This window comes from Amycolatopsis cihanbeyliensis, assembly GCF_006715045.1.
In the GTDB taxonomy this organism is placed as follows: domain Bacteria; phylum Actinomycetota; class Actinomycetes; order Mycobacteriales; family Pseudonocardiaceae; genus Amycolatopsis; species Amycolatopsis cihanbeyliensis.
In genome coordinates, this window is record NZ_VFML01000001.1 from 6162063 (window position 1) to 6176201 (window position 14139).

Genomic DNA, 14139 nt, shown 5'->3' on the forward strand with positions numbered 1-14139 from the left:
GCGGCTGCCTGAGAAACGGGTGGTCAGCCCGCGGGTGGCTGGTCGCCCCAGATCTCCTCGACCACTCCGGCGATGATCTCGAGCGCGCCGGAGGTGACCTCGGCGAGGTGGCTGTACCCGAATGGCACGGGGTCGTGCAGTTCCGCGGGATTGACGCCCGCGGCCGAGGGACTCGTCGTCGGTTATGCCACCCCGCCCGAGCACGGCTACGCCGCGGCGCTCGACGTGCTGCGCGGCGTGCCGCCGCCGTAGCTCAGGCCCGGTAGCCGTACAGGAACGCGTGCACGCCGGCGGCGACCGTTTCGGCGACCTCCTCGTGTTGCCCGTGCCGGTTGGCCAGGTCACCTCCGGAGACCAGCAGCGCGAAGTGCCGCGCCGCGCGATCGGCGTCCGGCACCCGTAGCAGCCCGTCCTCGGCCAGCTCGCGGAAGCGGCGGGCGAGCTCGTGAAGGACCCGCAGCGGCCCGGTCCGCTGCCAGGTCTCGATCACCGTCCGCGGGATGTGCTCCGCGTCGGCGTTGATCTGCCGCACCAGCGCCACGTGCTCGGCGTGGTCGGGGGTCGGGGTCAGCCAGGCCGTGCCGAAGGCGATGAGGTCGGCCTCCAGGTCGGTGACCTCGCGCAGCTCACGCTCGATGATCGCGACCTGCACCCGCGCCACCTCGGCCGCGCTCTGCTGGATCACGGTCTCGAACAGCTCGGTCTTGTCCCGGAAGTGGTTGTAGATGGTGCGGGTGGACACGCCGGCCTCGGTGGAGATCGCGTCGATGCTCGCGCGGGCGTAGCCGTCCCTGGCGAACACGGTGAAGGCGCCGGCGAGGATCGCCCTGCGCTTGTCCGCCAGCCCGCCGCGGGGGCGTTCCTTCGGCGGGTCACTCCTGGCCATCATGCTCCTTTGCAGGGTGCGTTTTACTTTTTGCCATACATGTTGTACTTTACTTTGTATAGTCGAAACGCGCAGGAAGGTCAGACAGATGACTCGGATCGGCATCATCCTCGGCAGCACGCGCCCGGGCAGGAGGGCGGACCGGGTGGGAGACTGGGTGCTCGAGGTGGCCGGCAGGCACCCGCTGGTGCTGGCAGGCACCGCGGAGGTCGCAGTGGTCGACCCGGCCGAGTACCGGCTGCCGTTGCTGGACGAACCCGAACCGGCGGCATGGGGCGGGTACCGGCATGCGCACACCACGGCGTGGGCCGCGACGATCGACTCCTTCGACGGGTTCGTGTTCGTGACCCCGGAGTACAACCACTCGGTGTCCGGCGCGCTGAAGAACGCGATCGACTTCCTGTACCGGGAGTGGCACGACAAGGCGGCCGGCTGCGTCGGTTACGGCGCCGCGGGGGCCATCCGCGCCGTGGAGCACCTGCGGCAGATCCTGGGCGAGGTAGGGGTGGCCACCGTGCGAACGCAGGTCGCCCTGGACAAGAACACCGCCACCGAGCTGTTCACCGACCCCGATGCCTGGTCGCCGAGTGAGGCGCAGGCCGCCGGGGTGAACCTGTTGCTCGAGGAGGTCGTCACCTTGTCGCAAGCGCTCCGGCAGCGGCCGATCCCCGCGCGGTGACCCCTACCTGCCCTCAGTCGCGGATCTTCAGTACCAGCTTGCCCACGTTGGCCCCGGAGAACAGGTCCAGCAGCGTCTCCGGGAAGGCGTCGATCCCACCCTCGACGACGTGCTCACGGGCGTGCAGCCTGCCCTCGGCCAGCCAGCCGGCCAGCTCGGCCGCGGCCTCGCCGTAGCGGTCGGCGTAGTCGAAGACCACCATGCCGGTCATCGAGGCGCGGTTGACCAGCAGCGAGAGGTAGTTGGCCGGACCCTTGACCTCGTCGGTGTTGTTGTACTGGGAGATGGCGCCGCACAACACCACCCGCGCGCCGAGTGCGAGGCGGGACAGCACCGTGTCCAGGATGTCGCCGCCGACGTTGTCGAAGTACACGTCCACGCCGTCCGGAGCGTGCGTGCGCAGTTCCTGCTTCACGTCGTCGGACTTGTAGTCGATGGCCGCGTCGAAGCCGAGCTCGTCCACCAGCAGGCGGCACTTCTCCGCGCCGCCGGCGATCCCGATCACCCGGCAGTCCTTGAGCTTGGCGAGCTGGCCGACCACGCTGCCCACCGCGCCCGCGGCTCCGGAGACGACCACGGTCTGCCCCGGCTCGGGCCTGCCGATGTCGAACAGCCCGAAGTAGGCGGTCATCCCGGTCATCCCCAGCGCGCCGAGGTAGCTCTCCGGTGGCGCGCTGCCGGTGTCCACCCGCTGCACGCCGCGCCCGTCGGACAGGGCGTACTCCTGCACGCCGAACATGCCCGACACGTGCTCGCCGACGGCGAAGTCCTGGTGCCGGGAGGCGATCACCTTTCCGATCGCGCCCGCCCGCATCACCTCGCCGATCCGCACCGGCCGGATGTAGGACTTGCCCTCGTTCATCCAGCCGCGCATCGCGGGATCCAGCGAGAGGTGCGAGACCTCGACGAGGAACTGCCCCTCGCCCGGTTCGCCGACCGGCTCGGCCCGGTACTCCCAGTCCGTGTGCTGGGGCATGCCTTTCGGGCGCGCCGCGAGCCGGAACTGATGATTGGTCAGCTCGGTGAGAGTGCTCATGCCGTCATCATACCGACCGGTCGGTACTGTGTGGGCTCGGTATCCGGTGTTGACCGGAACGGGTGGGCACGGTGAGGTGGACCCGTGGGAACCGCACGGAGTGGCGAGTCGCGGGCCGGTGTATCGCTGACCAACCTCGACCAGCCGCTGTTCGAGGACGCCGGGGCGAGCAAGCGGGACCTGGTGGACTACCTGGACGCCGTATGCGACCGCATCCTGCCGGAACTACGTGGCCGGCCGCTCTCGGTCATGCGGGTGCTGCGCGGCCAGGCGCCGTTCATGCAGAAGAACGTGCCGAAGTACACCCCCTCCTGGGTGCGGACCGTTCCGGTCTGGGCTGAGGCCTCCCGCAGGGAGGTGTCCTACGCGCTGTGCGACGACCGGCGCACGCTGCTGTGGTTCGGCAACCAGCGCGCCATCGAGTACCACCCGACCCTGGCCCGCGCCGAGGCGATGAGCCGTGCCACGCACCTCGTGCTGGATCTCGATCCGCCCGTGGACGCTGTGGAGTCCTCGGGGTCCGAGGGGGCCGGGCGGTTCATGGATCCCGGATCGGCCGGTTTCCGGCTCGCCGCCAGGGCTGCGCTGCTGGTGCGGCAGGCCCTTGCCGACTCCGGGCTGGCCGGCACGGTGAAGACCAGCGGGGCCAAGGGGTTGCACGTGTTCGTGCCGATCGACGCGCGACAGGACATGGAGGACACCGCGGCCGCCACTCGCGCCATCGCGGCCAGGGCCGAGCGCATCGACCCCACGCTCGCCACGACGGCGTTCATCAAGGCCGACCGCGGCGGGAAGGTGTTCCTCGACCCGACCAGGGCCGGTGGCGCGACGGTGGTCGCCGCGTACAGCCCGCGCATCCGGCCCGGGGTGCCGGTGTCGTTCCCGGTGGCGTGGGAGGACCTGGACCGGGTCGCGCCGGGTGACTTCACCATCCGCAACGCGGTGGGGTTGCTCGGGTCCGCCGACCCGTGGGCGGAGTCGATGCCGGCGCCGCGGAGCCTCCCTGCCGACCTGATCGAGGAGGGCCACACCATTCCGGTGCCCCGCGTCGCCGCGATGCACGAGGGCAAGCGGCGGGCCAGGGCGCGCAGGGAGCAACACGACGCGCCGTGACCCCGGCGGCCGCCGCGCCCCGTGTCACCACGTTCCTTTCCGGCAAGCCGGGCAGGGCCGCGGCAGGCCTTGCTGTTCTGTATGACTGTATAGCAGACTGACTGTCTGACAGTAAGTCGTGATCGTCGAGAAGGGATGGGGTTCGGATGAGCGAGCTTCGCTGGGCCACCTTCGACTGCTTCGGCACCCTGGTGGACTGGCGGCACGGCATCGCGACCGGGGCTGAGTTGCTGTTCCCCGGTCACGGTGCGGAGCTGCTCACGGCCTACAACCGGCACGAGCCGCGAGTGCAGGCCGAGTTTCCCGCCATGCGCTACCGGGAGGTGCTGGCCGAGGCGTTGCGGCGGGCCTGCGCCGACGCCGGGCTCGAGTTGCTCGCGGACGACGCCGCCGTGCTGGGCAACGGAATCGCACACTGGCCGGTGTTCGCGGACACCCGCGCCGCGCTCGCCGGGTTGCGCGAGGCGGGCTGGCGGCTGGCCCTGCTGACCAACTGCGACCGGGACATCATCGGCGAGTCGCAGCGTAGGCTCGGGGTGCCGGTGGACGCGGTCGTCACGGCCGAGGACGTCGGCTGCTACAAGCCGAGGCATGATCACTTCACCCGGTTCGAGCGGACCTTCGGGGTGCGGCGCGAGCACTGGGTACACGTGGCGCAGAGCTACCTCCACGACATCGTGCCCGCCCGCGAGCTGAACATTCCGCGGGTGTGGGTCAACCGGCTGAACGAGGGCAACGACCCCGCGATCGCCGACGCGGTGCTGCCCGGCCTGAACGGCCTCGCCGAAACGGTCGGCAGGGTGCACGCCGCCGCGAGCTGAGCGGCGTCCCCGAGTGATCGCAAACGGATCCCTCTCGATTTTCGGCTGCCGTGCTGGCCTGTGCCTTGCTTGACAGTTCGCGCAGAAGTCCGCAGAATTGTGGTGTAGAACACAGTAGCGCGGAGCGCGCGGTGCGTGACAGCCATTTCCGTTTGGAACTACTCGATTGATCGCTTTCGCATGAGGGGGTCGCCGTGCCTGGTATCAAGGCCGAGCTGGTCGGGGGTCCGGCCACGTTGTCCGAGGTTGATCGGCGTCGCGAGGTGGTCGACCTTGGTGAACAGGTCAAGATCAACACGGGCGCGGGCTACGAGCACTTCTCCCACAATGGGCAGTTCGACACCGTGAGCGGGGAGAAGGTGGCGGTTTTCGCCTGGACGGGACGTACCAGGGTCGCCGAGTGAGGAACGGCCCCGCCGCGGGGTGTGATCTTTCAGCCGAGGTGGTCCGAGATCGTGCGTAGTACCTCGGCCTGCTGCTCGCCGAGATAGAAATGCCCACCGGGGAACACCCGCAGGGTGAACTCACCCGAGGTGTGGTCGCCCCACGAGCGTGCCTCGTCCACCGTGGCCCGCGGGTCCGCGTCGCCGACCAGCGCGTGGATGGGGCAGCTGACATCCGGGCCGGGCACGTAGCGATAGGTCTCGGCGGCCTTGTAGTCACTGCGCAGCACGGGCAGCATCATCTTCACCAGGTCGTCCTCTTGCAGTACCGCGGCCTCGGTTCCGCCCAACCGGCGCATCTCCGCCAGCAGGCCGTCGTCGTCCAGCAGATGCACACCCTCGTCCCTGGTGCGGGTCGGCGCTCGTCGCCCGGAGACGAAAAGATGCTGCAGCGGGATGCCCTCGGCCTCGAACTTCCTGGCCACCTCGAAGGCGAGGCTGGCACCCATGCTGTGTCCGAAGAAGGCCAGCGGCTGGTCGGCCCACGGCCGCAACACCTCGGCGGCGCGCTCGGCCAGCTCGCCGATATCGTCGATACACGGCTCGGTGTAGCGGTCCTGCCGGCCCGGGTACTGCATGGCCAGCACGTCCACCCGCGGCGACAGCGAGCGCGCGACCGGAAAGTAGTAGCTGGCCGATCCGCCGGCGTGCGGGAAGCAGACCAGCCGGTGCGGCGCCTCCGGTGCCGGGTGGTATCGGCGGATCCACGCGGTGGTGTCCTCGGCGTTCACGGTCATGGGGCGAGTGGGTCCTTTCGTGCGCGGCCGACAACGCGGCAGGGTCGGGCCGTTCGGCGTGCCGGACTCCAACCTGTCAGCCGGGCGCACCGCACGGCAACCCCGATCGGCCCGGGTCACCCCGCGCGCCGGGTGTGGTTAGCTGCCGGTGTGTCGATCGAGGTGAAGGTGCGGCAGGTGCACGAGGACGGGCTCGTGGGGACGTTGTGCACCCCGGTGGACGCCGTCACGGCGCCGGGTGTGTTGCTGCTCGGTGGATCCGAGGGCGGCCTGCACGAGCGCGACGCCCGGATGCTGGCCGCGGAGGGGTTCACCGTGCTCGCGCTGGCCTACTTCGGCGGCCCCGGGTTGCCATCGGGACTGGTGCGGGTGCCGCTGGAGTACTTCTTCCGCGCCCTGGATTTCCTGGCCGAACAGTCGCCGGACGGGGAACGGTTCGGCGTTCTGGGCGGGTCCCGCGGGGCGGAGGCCGGGCTGCTCGTCGCCGCGCACGACCGGCGTGTCGGTGCGGTCGTCGGGGTGGTCGGCGGGGGAGTGGTGACCCAGGGAATCGACCACCGCCACGGTGACCTGCTGGAGATCCTTGCCACCCCGGCCGCGCCGTGGACCCTGCACGCGGAACCCTTACCGTACCTGCCGTACCTCGTGTCCGAGGAACTGCGCGCGCGTGTCCGGAGTGGACAGCCGGTGCCGCTGACCCTCGCGTTCCGGCCGCCGCCGGAGGATCCGGTCGAGCTCGAGCGGGTGAGCATCCCGGTGGAGCGGATCCGCGGGCCGGTGCTGCTGCTGTCCGCAGGGGACGACCGCATGTGGCCGGGCGCGGCCTACTGCGAGGTCGCGATGAACCGGCTGACCACGGCCGGGCACCCGTACGCCTTCCGGCACCGGGTGTTCGCCGGTGCCGGCCACGGGATCGCCGGTCCGCCCGGTGAACCGCTCACCGGCACGACGAGCCCCGGCCCCGGCGTTCGTTTCGAGCTCGGTGGCACACCCGCCACCGGCACCGAGGCGCGGGCGCGGGCCTGGGCGGAGAGCGTCGAGTTCCTCGCTACCGCCCTGCGGTGAGATCCGTGCGGAGATAGCGGGCGGCGAGCGCGGTACCGACCTCGGTGGCGTGCTCGATGAGCCGCTCGGCGTCGGTGTCCACCACGCCGGCGTGCCAGGCGGTGACCAGTTCGACGAAACCGCCGATGCCGATCAGGGTGGTCATCCGGAGCGCGTCCTCGTCCACCCCGGGCTCGAGGTAGGGGCGTCCCGTCCGAACCAGCAGGTCGGTGGCCTGTTGCAGGGCCTGCCGGCGGCGCTGCTCCAGCATCGGACTGCCCGCGTGCTCGCCGAAGGCGATCTGCGCCCGCCGCGGGTCGCCCGCGACATCGTGCACGAAGGCGGCGATCGCGGCGCGTAGCTGGTCGATCGGGTGCTGGTCGAGCTTGTCGGCGATGGCTTCCAGCAGCAGGGCCATGGTCTCGTCGAAAACCTGGTCCCAGACCGCGGCGAGCAACGCCTCGCGGTCGGCGAAGCTCTCGTAGAAGTACCGGTCGATCAGCCCGGCCCTGGCGCACACCCCGCGCATGGTGACCGCGGCCCAACCCTGGTCGCCCCAGATCTCCATCGCCGCGTCGACCAGCCGGCGGCGCCGTTGCGCGGTGCGCTGCTCGGCGCTGCGGCCGGCGTAGGTCCGGGAACGGGTGCGCATGTGTCCCATCTTGACAACCGGCATCCCGCGCGCACAATCGGATGGCATGCGCCATCAGAGATGGCAGTTGCCATCAGATAGAGTGACGACGCCAGGGCCGGCCGCCTCGCGGCGGGCCCGATGGTGGTCCAGGATCAGCTCGGTCACCCTGCGCCCGCTCACCGCGGCCCTGCCGGCCTCCGAACGCGGGGTGCGCCTTTCCCGCCGGATCGTGGCCGGCTCGCTGGCGGTCCTCGGCCCGGTGCTGCCCGGTACCGAGGTACGCGGGATCGACCTCGCGGACGGCGGCGGGTCGCGGGTGCGGGGCGAGTGGGTACACCGGCCGCGGGTGCGGCGGGAGGGCACGGTGCTGCTGTACCTGCATGGCAGCGGGTACGCGGTGTGCTCGGCGCGCACCCATCGCGGGCTGACCTCCCGGCTGGCGGCGATGACCGGGTTGCCGGTGTTCGCCTGCGACTACCGGCTCGCCCCGCGGCACCGGTTTCCCGCTGCCGCGGACGATGTGCGCGCCGCCTACGACTGGCTGCGTGCTCATGGCCACCCGGGTGAGCGAGTCGTCGTGGCCGGGGACTCCGCCGGCGGGCACCTGGCGCTCGACCTCACACTCGAACTGCTCCGGTCGCGGTCGCCCGCCCCCGCCGCGGTGGTGCTGTTCTCCCCGCTCGTGGACCCGTCCCTCGAGCTGGCGCGGCGGCGGGAACGGAGCAGGCCGGACCCGATGATCTCCGCGGAGCGGGCACGCAGGATGGTCGCGCTCTACACCCGGGACACCGACGCCGCCCATCCCCGCCTGGCGCTCGGCTTCGACGGTGTAGCGGGCTTTCCGCCCACCCTGATCCAGGCGGGCGGCGCGGAGATGCTCGCGGCCGACGCCGAACACCTCGCGCGCTCGTTACGGGCCGCGGGAGCCCACTGCGAGCTGGAGATCTGGCCAGGGCAGATGCACGTGTTCCAGGCACTTCCGCTGCTGATCCCGGAGGCGAGACCCGCGTTGGCCACGGCCGCCGGGTTCATCCGCCGGCAGGCGTGCGGCCCGCGACGTGCGGAGGCATCGTGAGCGGGACCACCTCGACGGCACACCGGACCCGCGCGGCGGCGGCCGTGGTGACCGGCGCGGGCAGCGGCATCGGCAGGGCCTTCGCCATGGAGCTGGCTCGCCGGGGTGGCAGTGTGGTCTGCGCCGATCTCGACCCGGCGGCCGCGAAGGACACCGCCGCCATGATCGAGGCCGGGGGCGGTCGTGCGTTGCCGACCGGCTGCGACGTCTCGATCGAGGCACAGGTGTGGGACGTCTCCGAGACCGCCGAGCGCTGGCTCGGCCGCCCGGCCGGGCTGGTCGTGAACAACGCGGGCATCGGCACCGGCGGCCGGGTGGTCGGCGAGACACCGCTGGCGGACTGGCGGCGCACCCTCGAGGTCAACCTGTGGGGGGTGGTGCACGGTTGCCACGTGTTCACCCCGTGGCTGCGCGAGGCCGGCCGCGGCGGGATCATCAACGTCGCCTCCGCGGCCGCCTTCGCCGCGGCCCCGCGGATGGCGGCGTACAACGCGAGCAAGGCGGCTGTACTGTCCATTTCGGAGACACTCGCCGCGGAGCTTGCCGGAACCGGGGTCGCGGTGACGGTGCTGTGCCCCACCTTCGTCCGGACCAACATCGTCTCGGGCGAGCTGATCGACGCGGCCGCCGCCCGCGCCGCGGCGATGCTGATGCGGCTGACCGGCAGTTCACCGGACCGGATCGCTCGCCGGACCCTCGACGCGCACGACCGCGGGCTGCTCCACGCCCTTCCGCAGTGGGACGCCCGGCTGGTCTGGCGCGGTAAACGGTTCTTCCCCGGTGGCTACACCCGTGCGGCCGGGCTGATCGGCCGATGGCTTCCGGTAGGCGAGAACTCCGAGTACTGAGAGGAGACCACCATGGCATTCGACTTCGAGGACATGCTGCGGACCGTCAAGGACAAACAATGGGCGTTGGTCGACATCGACTGGGACGCGCCGGGGGCCGACCTGATCACCGAGGAGCAGCGGCCCAAGCTCAAGCAGTTCATGACCGACCTGGTGTGGATCGAGAACATCGGCGCCAGGGGGTTCGCCGCCCTCGCAAGGAAGGCGCCGAACGAGACGGTCAAGGAGATCTACACCTACTTCCATGCCGAGGAGCAGAAACACGCCAACGCCGAGCTGGCGCTGATGCGTCGCTGGGGCATGCTGGAGGGTGACCAGGTGCCGGAGCCGAACGTCAACGTTCGGCTGGCCATCCAGATGCTGGACCGCTACGCCGATGGCGCACCGCTGTCCGGCCTCGCCACCCTCATCCCGATGCTGGAGTGCGCGCTGGACGGGGCACTGGTGAAGTTCCTGCTGGACGAGGTGGCCGACCCGCTGTGTCACGAGGTGTTCAAGCACATCAACTCCGACGAGTCCCGGCATATCGCGGTGGACTTCCAGGTGCTCGACCTGGTGGGTGCCGGTCCGCTGCGCAGACTGCTCATCGAGTCCGCCTCGATACTGAAACCGCAGATCCTGCTCGGCCTGCTGCTGTACGTCCCACTGCTGAACAAGATGCGCGACAACATCGTCGCGATGGGACTGTCCGAACGCAAGCTGCACAACGCGGTGAAGCGGTTCGTCACCAACGGCCAGCGCAGTGCGAACACCCGGCGGATTCCCGCCTACCAGCTGTTCAAGCGGCAGGCCGCCATGGTGGTCGACCGGACCCACCCGTACCACCGTTACCTTGCCGACCCGCTGGTCCGGCTCACCAGCCGCATTCCCGCGCGGTTGACCGGAAAGACGCCGAGCTGGGCCAGGGAGCTCACACACGAGCCGGTGGCCGAATGACCACGGGCACAGTGCTGATCATCGGGGCCGGGTTCGCCGGCCTCGGCACGGCGATCCGGCTACGGCAGGCGGGTATCGACGATTTCGTCGTGCTGGAACGGGCCTCGGACGTGGGTGGTACCTGGCGGGACAACACCTACCCCGGCGCGGCCTGCGACGTGCCCTCGCCGCTGTACTCCCTTTCCTACGCACCGAATCCCGGCTGGTCCCGGGCCTACTCGGGCGGCGCGGAGATACTGGACTACATCCGGTCGGTCGTGGCGGAGTTCGATCTGCGACCGCACATCCGTTTCGGAGCCAACGTGACCGGACTGTCCTTCGAGGAGGGCTCGGGCACCTGGACGGCGCGCACCGAGGACGGCCGCCGGTTCACCGCCCGCGCCGTGGTGCTGGCCTCCGGGCCGCTGGCCAACGCGAGCCTGCCGGACATCCCCGGTATCGAGAGCTACACCGGACACAAGATCCACAGTGCTCGGTGGGATCACGACTACGATATGACCGGCAAGCGGATCGCCGTGATCGGTACCGGGGCGAGCGCCGTCCAGATCATTCCCCGGCTGGTCGAGCAGGCACGGACCGTCCGCGTGTTCCAGCGCACTCCCGGATGGGTCATGCCCCGCCTCGACCACGGCTACCCCGGTTGGCTGACCAAGCTGTTCCGGCGCAGGCCCGCGGTTCAGCACGCCTACCGCGCGGCGCTGTTCTGGGCACACGAGGTCATGGCCCTCGGCCTGGTGTGGAACAGTCCCTTCACCACCGCCCTGCAGGCGGTGGCCAGGGCCCACCTGCGGCTGACCGTGCGGGACTCCTGGCTGCGTCGCCAGCTCACCCCGGACTTCCGGATCGGCTGCAAGCGGGTGCTGATGACCAGTGACTACTACCCCGCACTGCAACGGGAGAACTGCAAGCTCATCACCTGGCCGATCGCCACCCTCGCGCCGAACGGCATCCGCACCGCGGACGGGATCGAGCACGAGGTGGACTGCATCGTGTTCGCCACCGGGTTCGAGGTGCACAAGACCTCGACCCCGTACCCGATCACCGGTCGCGGCGGCCGGGTGCTGGCGGAGGAATGGTCCACAGGCGCGCGGGCGTACAAGAGCGTCAGCGTCGCCGGCTACCCCAACCTCTTTCTCACCTTCGGCCCCAACTCCGGGCCGGGCCACAACTCGGTGCTGGTCTACAACGAGTCGCAGGTGGACTACATTGTCCGGGCCATCACGCTGCTCCGGGACCGGAACCTGCGCACCATGGACGTCCGTGCGGACATCCAGGACGCGTTCAACGCCGAGCTGCATCGAAAGCTGGCCAGGACTACCTGGAACTCCGGGTGCCGGAGCTGGTATCTCACCGAGGAGGGGTTCAACGCCGCGATGTACCCGGGGTTCGCCGTCCAGTACGCCCGCGAACTCGCCGCCTTCGACGCGGACGACTATCACCTTTCCGGTTGAGCGGCCGCCGGGATCGGGCGCCGGTGGTCAGCGGGCTTCGAGCCGCTCGCGGAGGTGGCGGCGCAGGCGGGTGGCCTTGGGATCGTCGAACCCGGCCAGGTTCTCCACCGCCTCCCGCCACAGCCGGGTGCTTTCGGTTTCCCCCTCGCCGGCCCGCCGGGCGGCGTTGGCAAGGTTGCCAAGGGATATCACCAGTTGCCAGCGATCGCCCAGTTCGCCGTGCGTGGTGCGGGCAAGCCGGTGGAACCCCATGGCCTCGTCCGGCCTTCCGAGCTCCTGGTACGTCTCGCCGGTGCCGTCGAGGGCCTGCGCCTCCCTGCCACGGTCGCCGAGCCGGCGTTGCAGCATCGCCGCACGCTGGTAGCTGACCAGCGCCTCGGCGGGCTGCCCGAGTTCCCGCTGCACCCTGCCGAGCTCCAACAACCAGTAGCCTTCCCACAGCCGGTTGTTGTGCTCGCGGGCGATGCCCAGCGCCCGCTGGATGTGCTGGAGCGCCGACTCGGGCTTGCCGAGGCCGCGTTGCACCATGCTGAGCAGGTGCAGTGCGTTGCCCTCGATACCGCGGTCGTCCTGGTCGGAAAGGACGGGCAGGGCGCGGTCCAGGCAGGCGGCGGCCTCGGCGAGGTTCTCCAGCTCGAGGTCGGCCTGGGCGAGATTACCGAGCACCACGGCATCCCAGTACGGCAGGTCGAGCCCGGTCAGGATGCCCCTGCTCCGCTCGAAGTTCGTCACGGCCTCGGCCAACGCCCGGCGGCGCAGGTGCAGCAGGCCGATACCGTTCAGGGCCATGGCTTCGCCGAACCGGTCGTCCAGGGCGCGGCGGGCGGTCAGCGCGGACCGGTAGTACTCCAACCCCTGCTCCAACCGCTGGGACTGGCTACAGGCCATGGCAAGGCTCTCCAGCAACTCCGCCTCCGCGGCTTGGTCGTGCAGCCCGCGCGCGGCCGCCAGGCCGACCCGCGCGGTGTCCAGCCAGTCGTCGAAGGGGTTGTGACGCATGAAGATGCCGCGTAGCAGTACGGGCAGTTGCCAGGCGATCCGGTCCAGGCCCGCGTCGGCCGCCGCCCTGGTCGCGGCCACCAGGTTGGCGCGCTCGGCCTCGTACCAGCCGGTGGCTTCGTCCACCCCGGCGAAGTCCAGCGGGGTGACCTCCGGCTCGGTCGGCTCGAGCGAGATCGCGCGTTCCAGCGGGCTGATGAGCGCCTGCGCGGCGCTGACGGTATGCAGGTACCAGGTGAGCAGTCTCCGCAGGGCCTGCCGCCGGCCGGGTTCCGCCTCCTCCCGGTTGGCCTGCTCGGTCGCGTACACCCGGAGCAGGTCGTGGAACTGGTAGCGGTCGGGCGCGGTGTGCTCCAGCAGATGCGCCCCGACCAGGGTGTCCAACAGCCGGCGTACCTGCCCCGCGCTCGTTCCGGCCAGTGCGGCCGCCGCGGGGGCACCGAACTCGGCGCCCGGGTGCAGACCCAGCAGCCGGAACATCCGCGCGGACTCGACCGAAAGCGCCCGGTAGGACCAGGCGAAGACCGTTCGTACCGCGTCGGCTTCCTCGTCATCGTCCGCGGAGAGCGCGTCCCACAGCCCGGACTCGTCGCGCAGGTCGTCGATCAACTCGCTCAGGGGCATCTCCGGCCGCCGCGCGGCGCGTTCGGCCGCGATCCGCAGCGCCAGTGGGAGCCGGGCGCACAGCCTCGCCAGTGCGAGGAGCTGGTCGGCGTCGCCTCCACTGCGGTAGCCAAGGGTGACCGCGCGCAGCAGACCCACGGCCTCGGACTCGGTGAGCACGTCGAGGCTGAGCCGATGCGCGCCATCCCGGAACACCAGCCCGGCCAGGCGGCTGCGGCTGGTCACCAGGACGAGGCAACCGGCCGTTCCGGGGAGCAGGGGCCGGACCTGCCCGGCCGTGGCCGCGTTGTCCAGGAGCACCAGCACCCGCCGTTCGGCCAGCAGCGAGCGGTACAGCGCGGCGCGGGCGTCGAGGTCGGCAGGGATCGCGCCGGGTGCCACCCCGAGTGCCCGCAGGAAGTAGTCCAGTGCCTGCGCCGGCCCGACCGGCGTCCCCGGATCGTAGCCACGCAGGTTGAGGTACAGCTGGCCGTCCGGAAAGTGTCCCCGGATCCGGTGTGCCCAGTGCAGCGCGAGCGAGGTCTTGCCGACTCCGGCGGTTCCGGTGACCAGGGACATTCCGACCGTCAGCGGCTCCTCCGGATCGCCTGCCAGCACCTGGTCCAGCCGGTCCAGTTCCGCGGCCCGGTTCACGAAGGCTCGCACCAGGGCGGGTAGCTGCCGGGGGACCGGCGTGGCCGAGTGCTCCGGACCGTGAAAATGCACGCCCCCATGTACGTCACGGGCCTGCACCACATCACTCGCGGACCCGGAAAGGTGGGAGCGCGTGCCGCCTTCCGGCTCGGGTTCCTCGTGCTCACCGGCGGAGCGCAT

General features: G+C 70.7%; 14 protein-coding genes. 9 read left to right on the top strand and 5 right to left on the bottom strand.

Annotated features, from left to right (window positions below; all coding sequences use genetic code 11):
* Nucleotides 1-253 precede the first annotated feature (253 nt).
* Nucleotides 254-886 carry a TetR/AcrR family transcriptional regulator gene (locus FB471_RS28185; RefSeq protein ID WP_142001324.1) on the bottom strand — a complete coding sequence of 211 codons (633 nt, stop codon included), beginning with the start codon at nt 884-886 and terminating at the stop codon, nt 254-256.
* Between the two features lie 88 nt (nt 887-974).
* On the opposite strand from FB471_RS28185, the gene FB471_RS28190 reads away from it, so the two are divergent.
* The gene (locus FB471_RS28190; protein WP_142001325.1) at nt 975-1565 is read left to right on the top strand and encodes an NADPH-dependent FMN reductase; all 591 of its coding nucleotides are present in this window, start codon (nt 975-977) and stop codon (nt 1563-1565) included.
* A gap of 13 nt (nt 1566-1578) precedes the next feature.
* Here FB471_RS28190 and FB471_RS28195 read toward each other — a convergent pair whose 3' ends face one another.
* On the bottom strand, nt 1579-2601 hold the full coding sequence (locus FB471_RS28195) for an NADP-dependent oxidoreductase (protein WP_142001326.1): 1023 nt from the start codon (nt 2599-2601) through the stop codon (nt 1579-1581).
* 84 nt (nt 2602-2685) lie between these two features.
* Between FB471_RS28195 and FB471_RS28200 the strand changes: the two genes are divergently transcribed.
* The 3 genes from FB471_RS28200 (at nt 2686) to FB471_RS28210 (ending at nt 4939) form a co-directional block, all read left to right on the top strand.
* A complete protein-coding gene (locus FB471_RS28200; RefSeq protein WP_142001327.1) occupies nt 2686-3714 on the top strand; it encodes a DNA polymerase domain-containing protein in 1029 nt (342 codons plus the stop codon).
* A 146-nt stretch (nt 3715-3860) separates the two neighbouring features.
* Nucleotides 3861-4535 (top strand): HAD family hydrolase, encoded by a 675-nt coding sequence (locus tag FB471_RS28205; RefSeq protein WP_142001328.1) that lies wholly within the window; start codon nt 3861-3863, stop codon nt 4533-4535.
* A gap of 194 nt (nt 4536-4729) precedes the next feature.
* Nucleotides 4730-4939: a DUF5988 family protein gene (locus tag FB471_RS28210; protein ID WP_142001329.1), complete on the top strand. Its 210-nt coding sequence runs from the start codon at nt 4730-4732 to the stop codon at nt 4937-4939.
* A gap of 29 nt (nt 4940-4968) precedes the next feature.
* On the opposite strand, the gene FB471_RS28215 is transcribed toward FB471_RS28210, so the two are convergent.
* The gene (locus tag FB471_RS28215; RefSeq protein ID WP_142001330.1) at nt 4969-5715 is read right to left on the bottom strand and encodes a thioesterase II family protein; all 747 of its coding nucleotides are present in this window, start codon (nt 5713-5715) and stop codon (nt 4969-4971) included.
* A gap of 150 nt (nt 5716-5865) precedes the next feature.
* On the opposite strand from FB471_RS28215, the gene FB471_RS28220 reads away from it, so the two are divergent.
* Nucleotides 5866-6780, top strand: a complete 915-nt coding sequence (locus FB471_RS28220) for an acyl-CoA thioester hydrolase/BAAT C-terminal domain-containing protein (protein WP_142001331.1) — start codon at nt 5866-5868, stop codon at nt 6778-6780.
* Here FB471_RS28220 and FB471_RS28225 read toward each other — a convergent pair.
* Nucleotides 6764-7411, bottom strand: coding sequence for a TetR/AcrR family transcriptional regulator (locus FB471_RS28225; protein ID WP_142001332.1), 648 nt, complete (start codon nt 7409-7411; stop codon nt 6764-6766). The two genes, FB471_RS28220 and FB471_RS28225, sit on opposite strands and share 17 nt — an antisense overlap.
* Nucleotides 7412-7493: 82 nt before the next feature.
* Here FB471_RS28225 and FB471_RS28230 point away from each other — a divergent pair, with 82 nt between their 5' ends.
* The 4 genes from FB471_RS28230 to FB471_RS28245 are packed head-to-tail and all read left to right on the top strand — an operon-like array spanning nt 7494 to nt 11703.
* Nucleotides 7494-8468 (top strand): alpha/beta hydrolase, encoded by a 975-nt coding sequence (locus FB471_RS28230; RefSeq protein ID WP_246076633.1) that lies wholly within the window; start codon nt 7494-7496, stop codon nt 8466-8468.
* A complete protein-coding gene (locus FB471_RS28235) occupies nt 8465-9316 on the top strand; it encodes an SDR family NAD(P)-dependent oxidoreductase (protein ID WP_211358164.1) in 852 nt (283 codons plus the stop codon). The genes FB471_RS28230 and FB471_RS28235 overlap by 4 nt, the downstream gene beginning before the upstream one ends.
* 12 nt (nt 9317-9328) lie before the next feature.
* Entirely contained in the window at nt 9329-10252 is a 924-nt protein-coding gene (locus FB471_RS28240; RefSeq protein ID WP_142001334.1) for a ferritin-like domain-containing protein, read from the top strand.
* A complete protein-coding gene (locus FB471_RS28245; RefSeq protein WP_142001335.1) occupies nt 10249-11703 on the top strand; it encodes a flavin-containing monooxygenase in 1455 nt (484 codons plus the stop codon). Before FB471_RS28240 ends, FB471_RS28245 begins: the two co-directional genes overlap by 4 nt.
* Nucleotides 11704-11730: 27 nt before the next feature.
* Here the strand turns inward: FB471_RS28245 and FB471_RS28250 are convergent, their stop codons facing one another.
* Nucleotides 11731-14139, bottom strand: a complete 2409-nt coding sequence (locus FB471_RS28250; protein WP_142002607.1) for an ATP-binding protein — start codon at nt 14137-14139, stop codon at nt 11731-11733.

What these genes read in the sequence shown, in the direction of transcription:
- FB471_RS28185 (WP_142001324.1), bottom strand. Translation starts at nt 886, where the DNA reads ATGGCCAGGAGTGACCCGCCGAAGGAACGCCCCCGCGGCGGGCTGGCG.
- FB471_RS28190 (WP_142001325.1), top strand. Translation starts at nt 975, where the DNA reads ATGACTCGGATCGGCATCATCCTCGGCAGCACGCGCCCGGGCAGGAGG.
- FB471_RS28195 (WP_142001326.1), bottom strand. Translation starts at nt 2,601, where the DNA reads ATGAGCACTCTCACCGAGCTGACCAATCATCAGTTCCGGCTCGCGGCG.
- FB471_RS28205 (WP_142001328.1), top strand. Translation starts at nt 3,861, where the DNA reads ATGAGCGAGCTTCGCTGGGCCACCTTCGACTGCTTCGGCACCCTGGTG.
- FB471_RS28215 (WP_142001330.1), bottom strand. Translation starts at nt 5,715, where the DNA reads ATGACCGTGAACGCCGAGGACACCACCGCGTGGATCCGCCGATACCAC.
- FB471_RS28225 (WP_142001332.1), bottom strand. Translation starts at nt 7,411, where the DNA reads ATGCGCACCCGTTCCCGGACCTACGCCGGCCGCAGCGCCGAGCAGCGC.
- FB471_RS28240 (WP_142001334.1), top strand. Translation starts at nt 9,329, where the DNA reads ATGGCATTCGACTTCGAGGACATGCTGCGGACCGTCAAGGACAAACAA.
- FB471_RS28245 (WP_142001335.1), top strand. Translation starts at nt 10,249, where the DNA reads ATGACCACGGGCACAGTGCTGATCATCGGGGCCGGGTTCGCCGGCCTC.
- FB471_RS28250 (WP_142002607.1), bottom strand. Translation starts at nt 14,139, where the DNA reads ATGCGCTCCGCCGGTGAGCACGAGGAACCCGAGCCGGAAGGCGGCACG.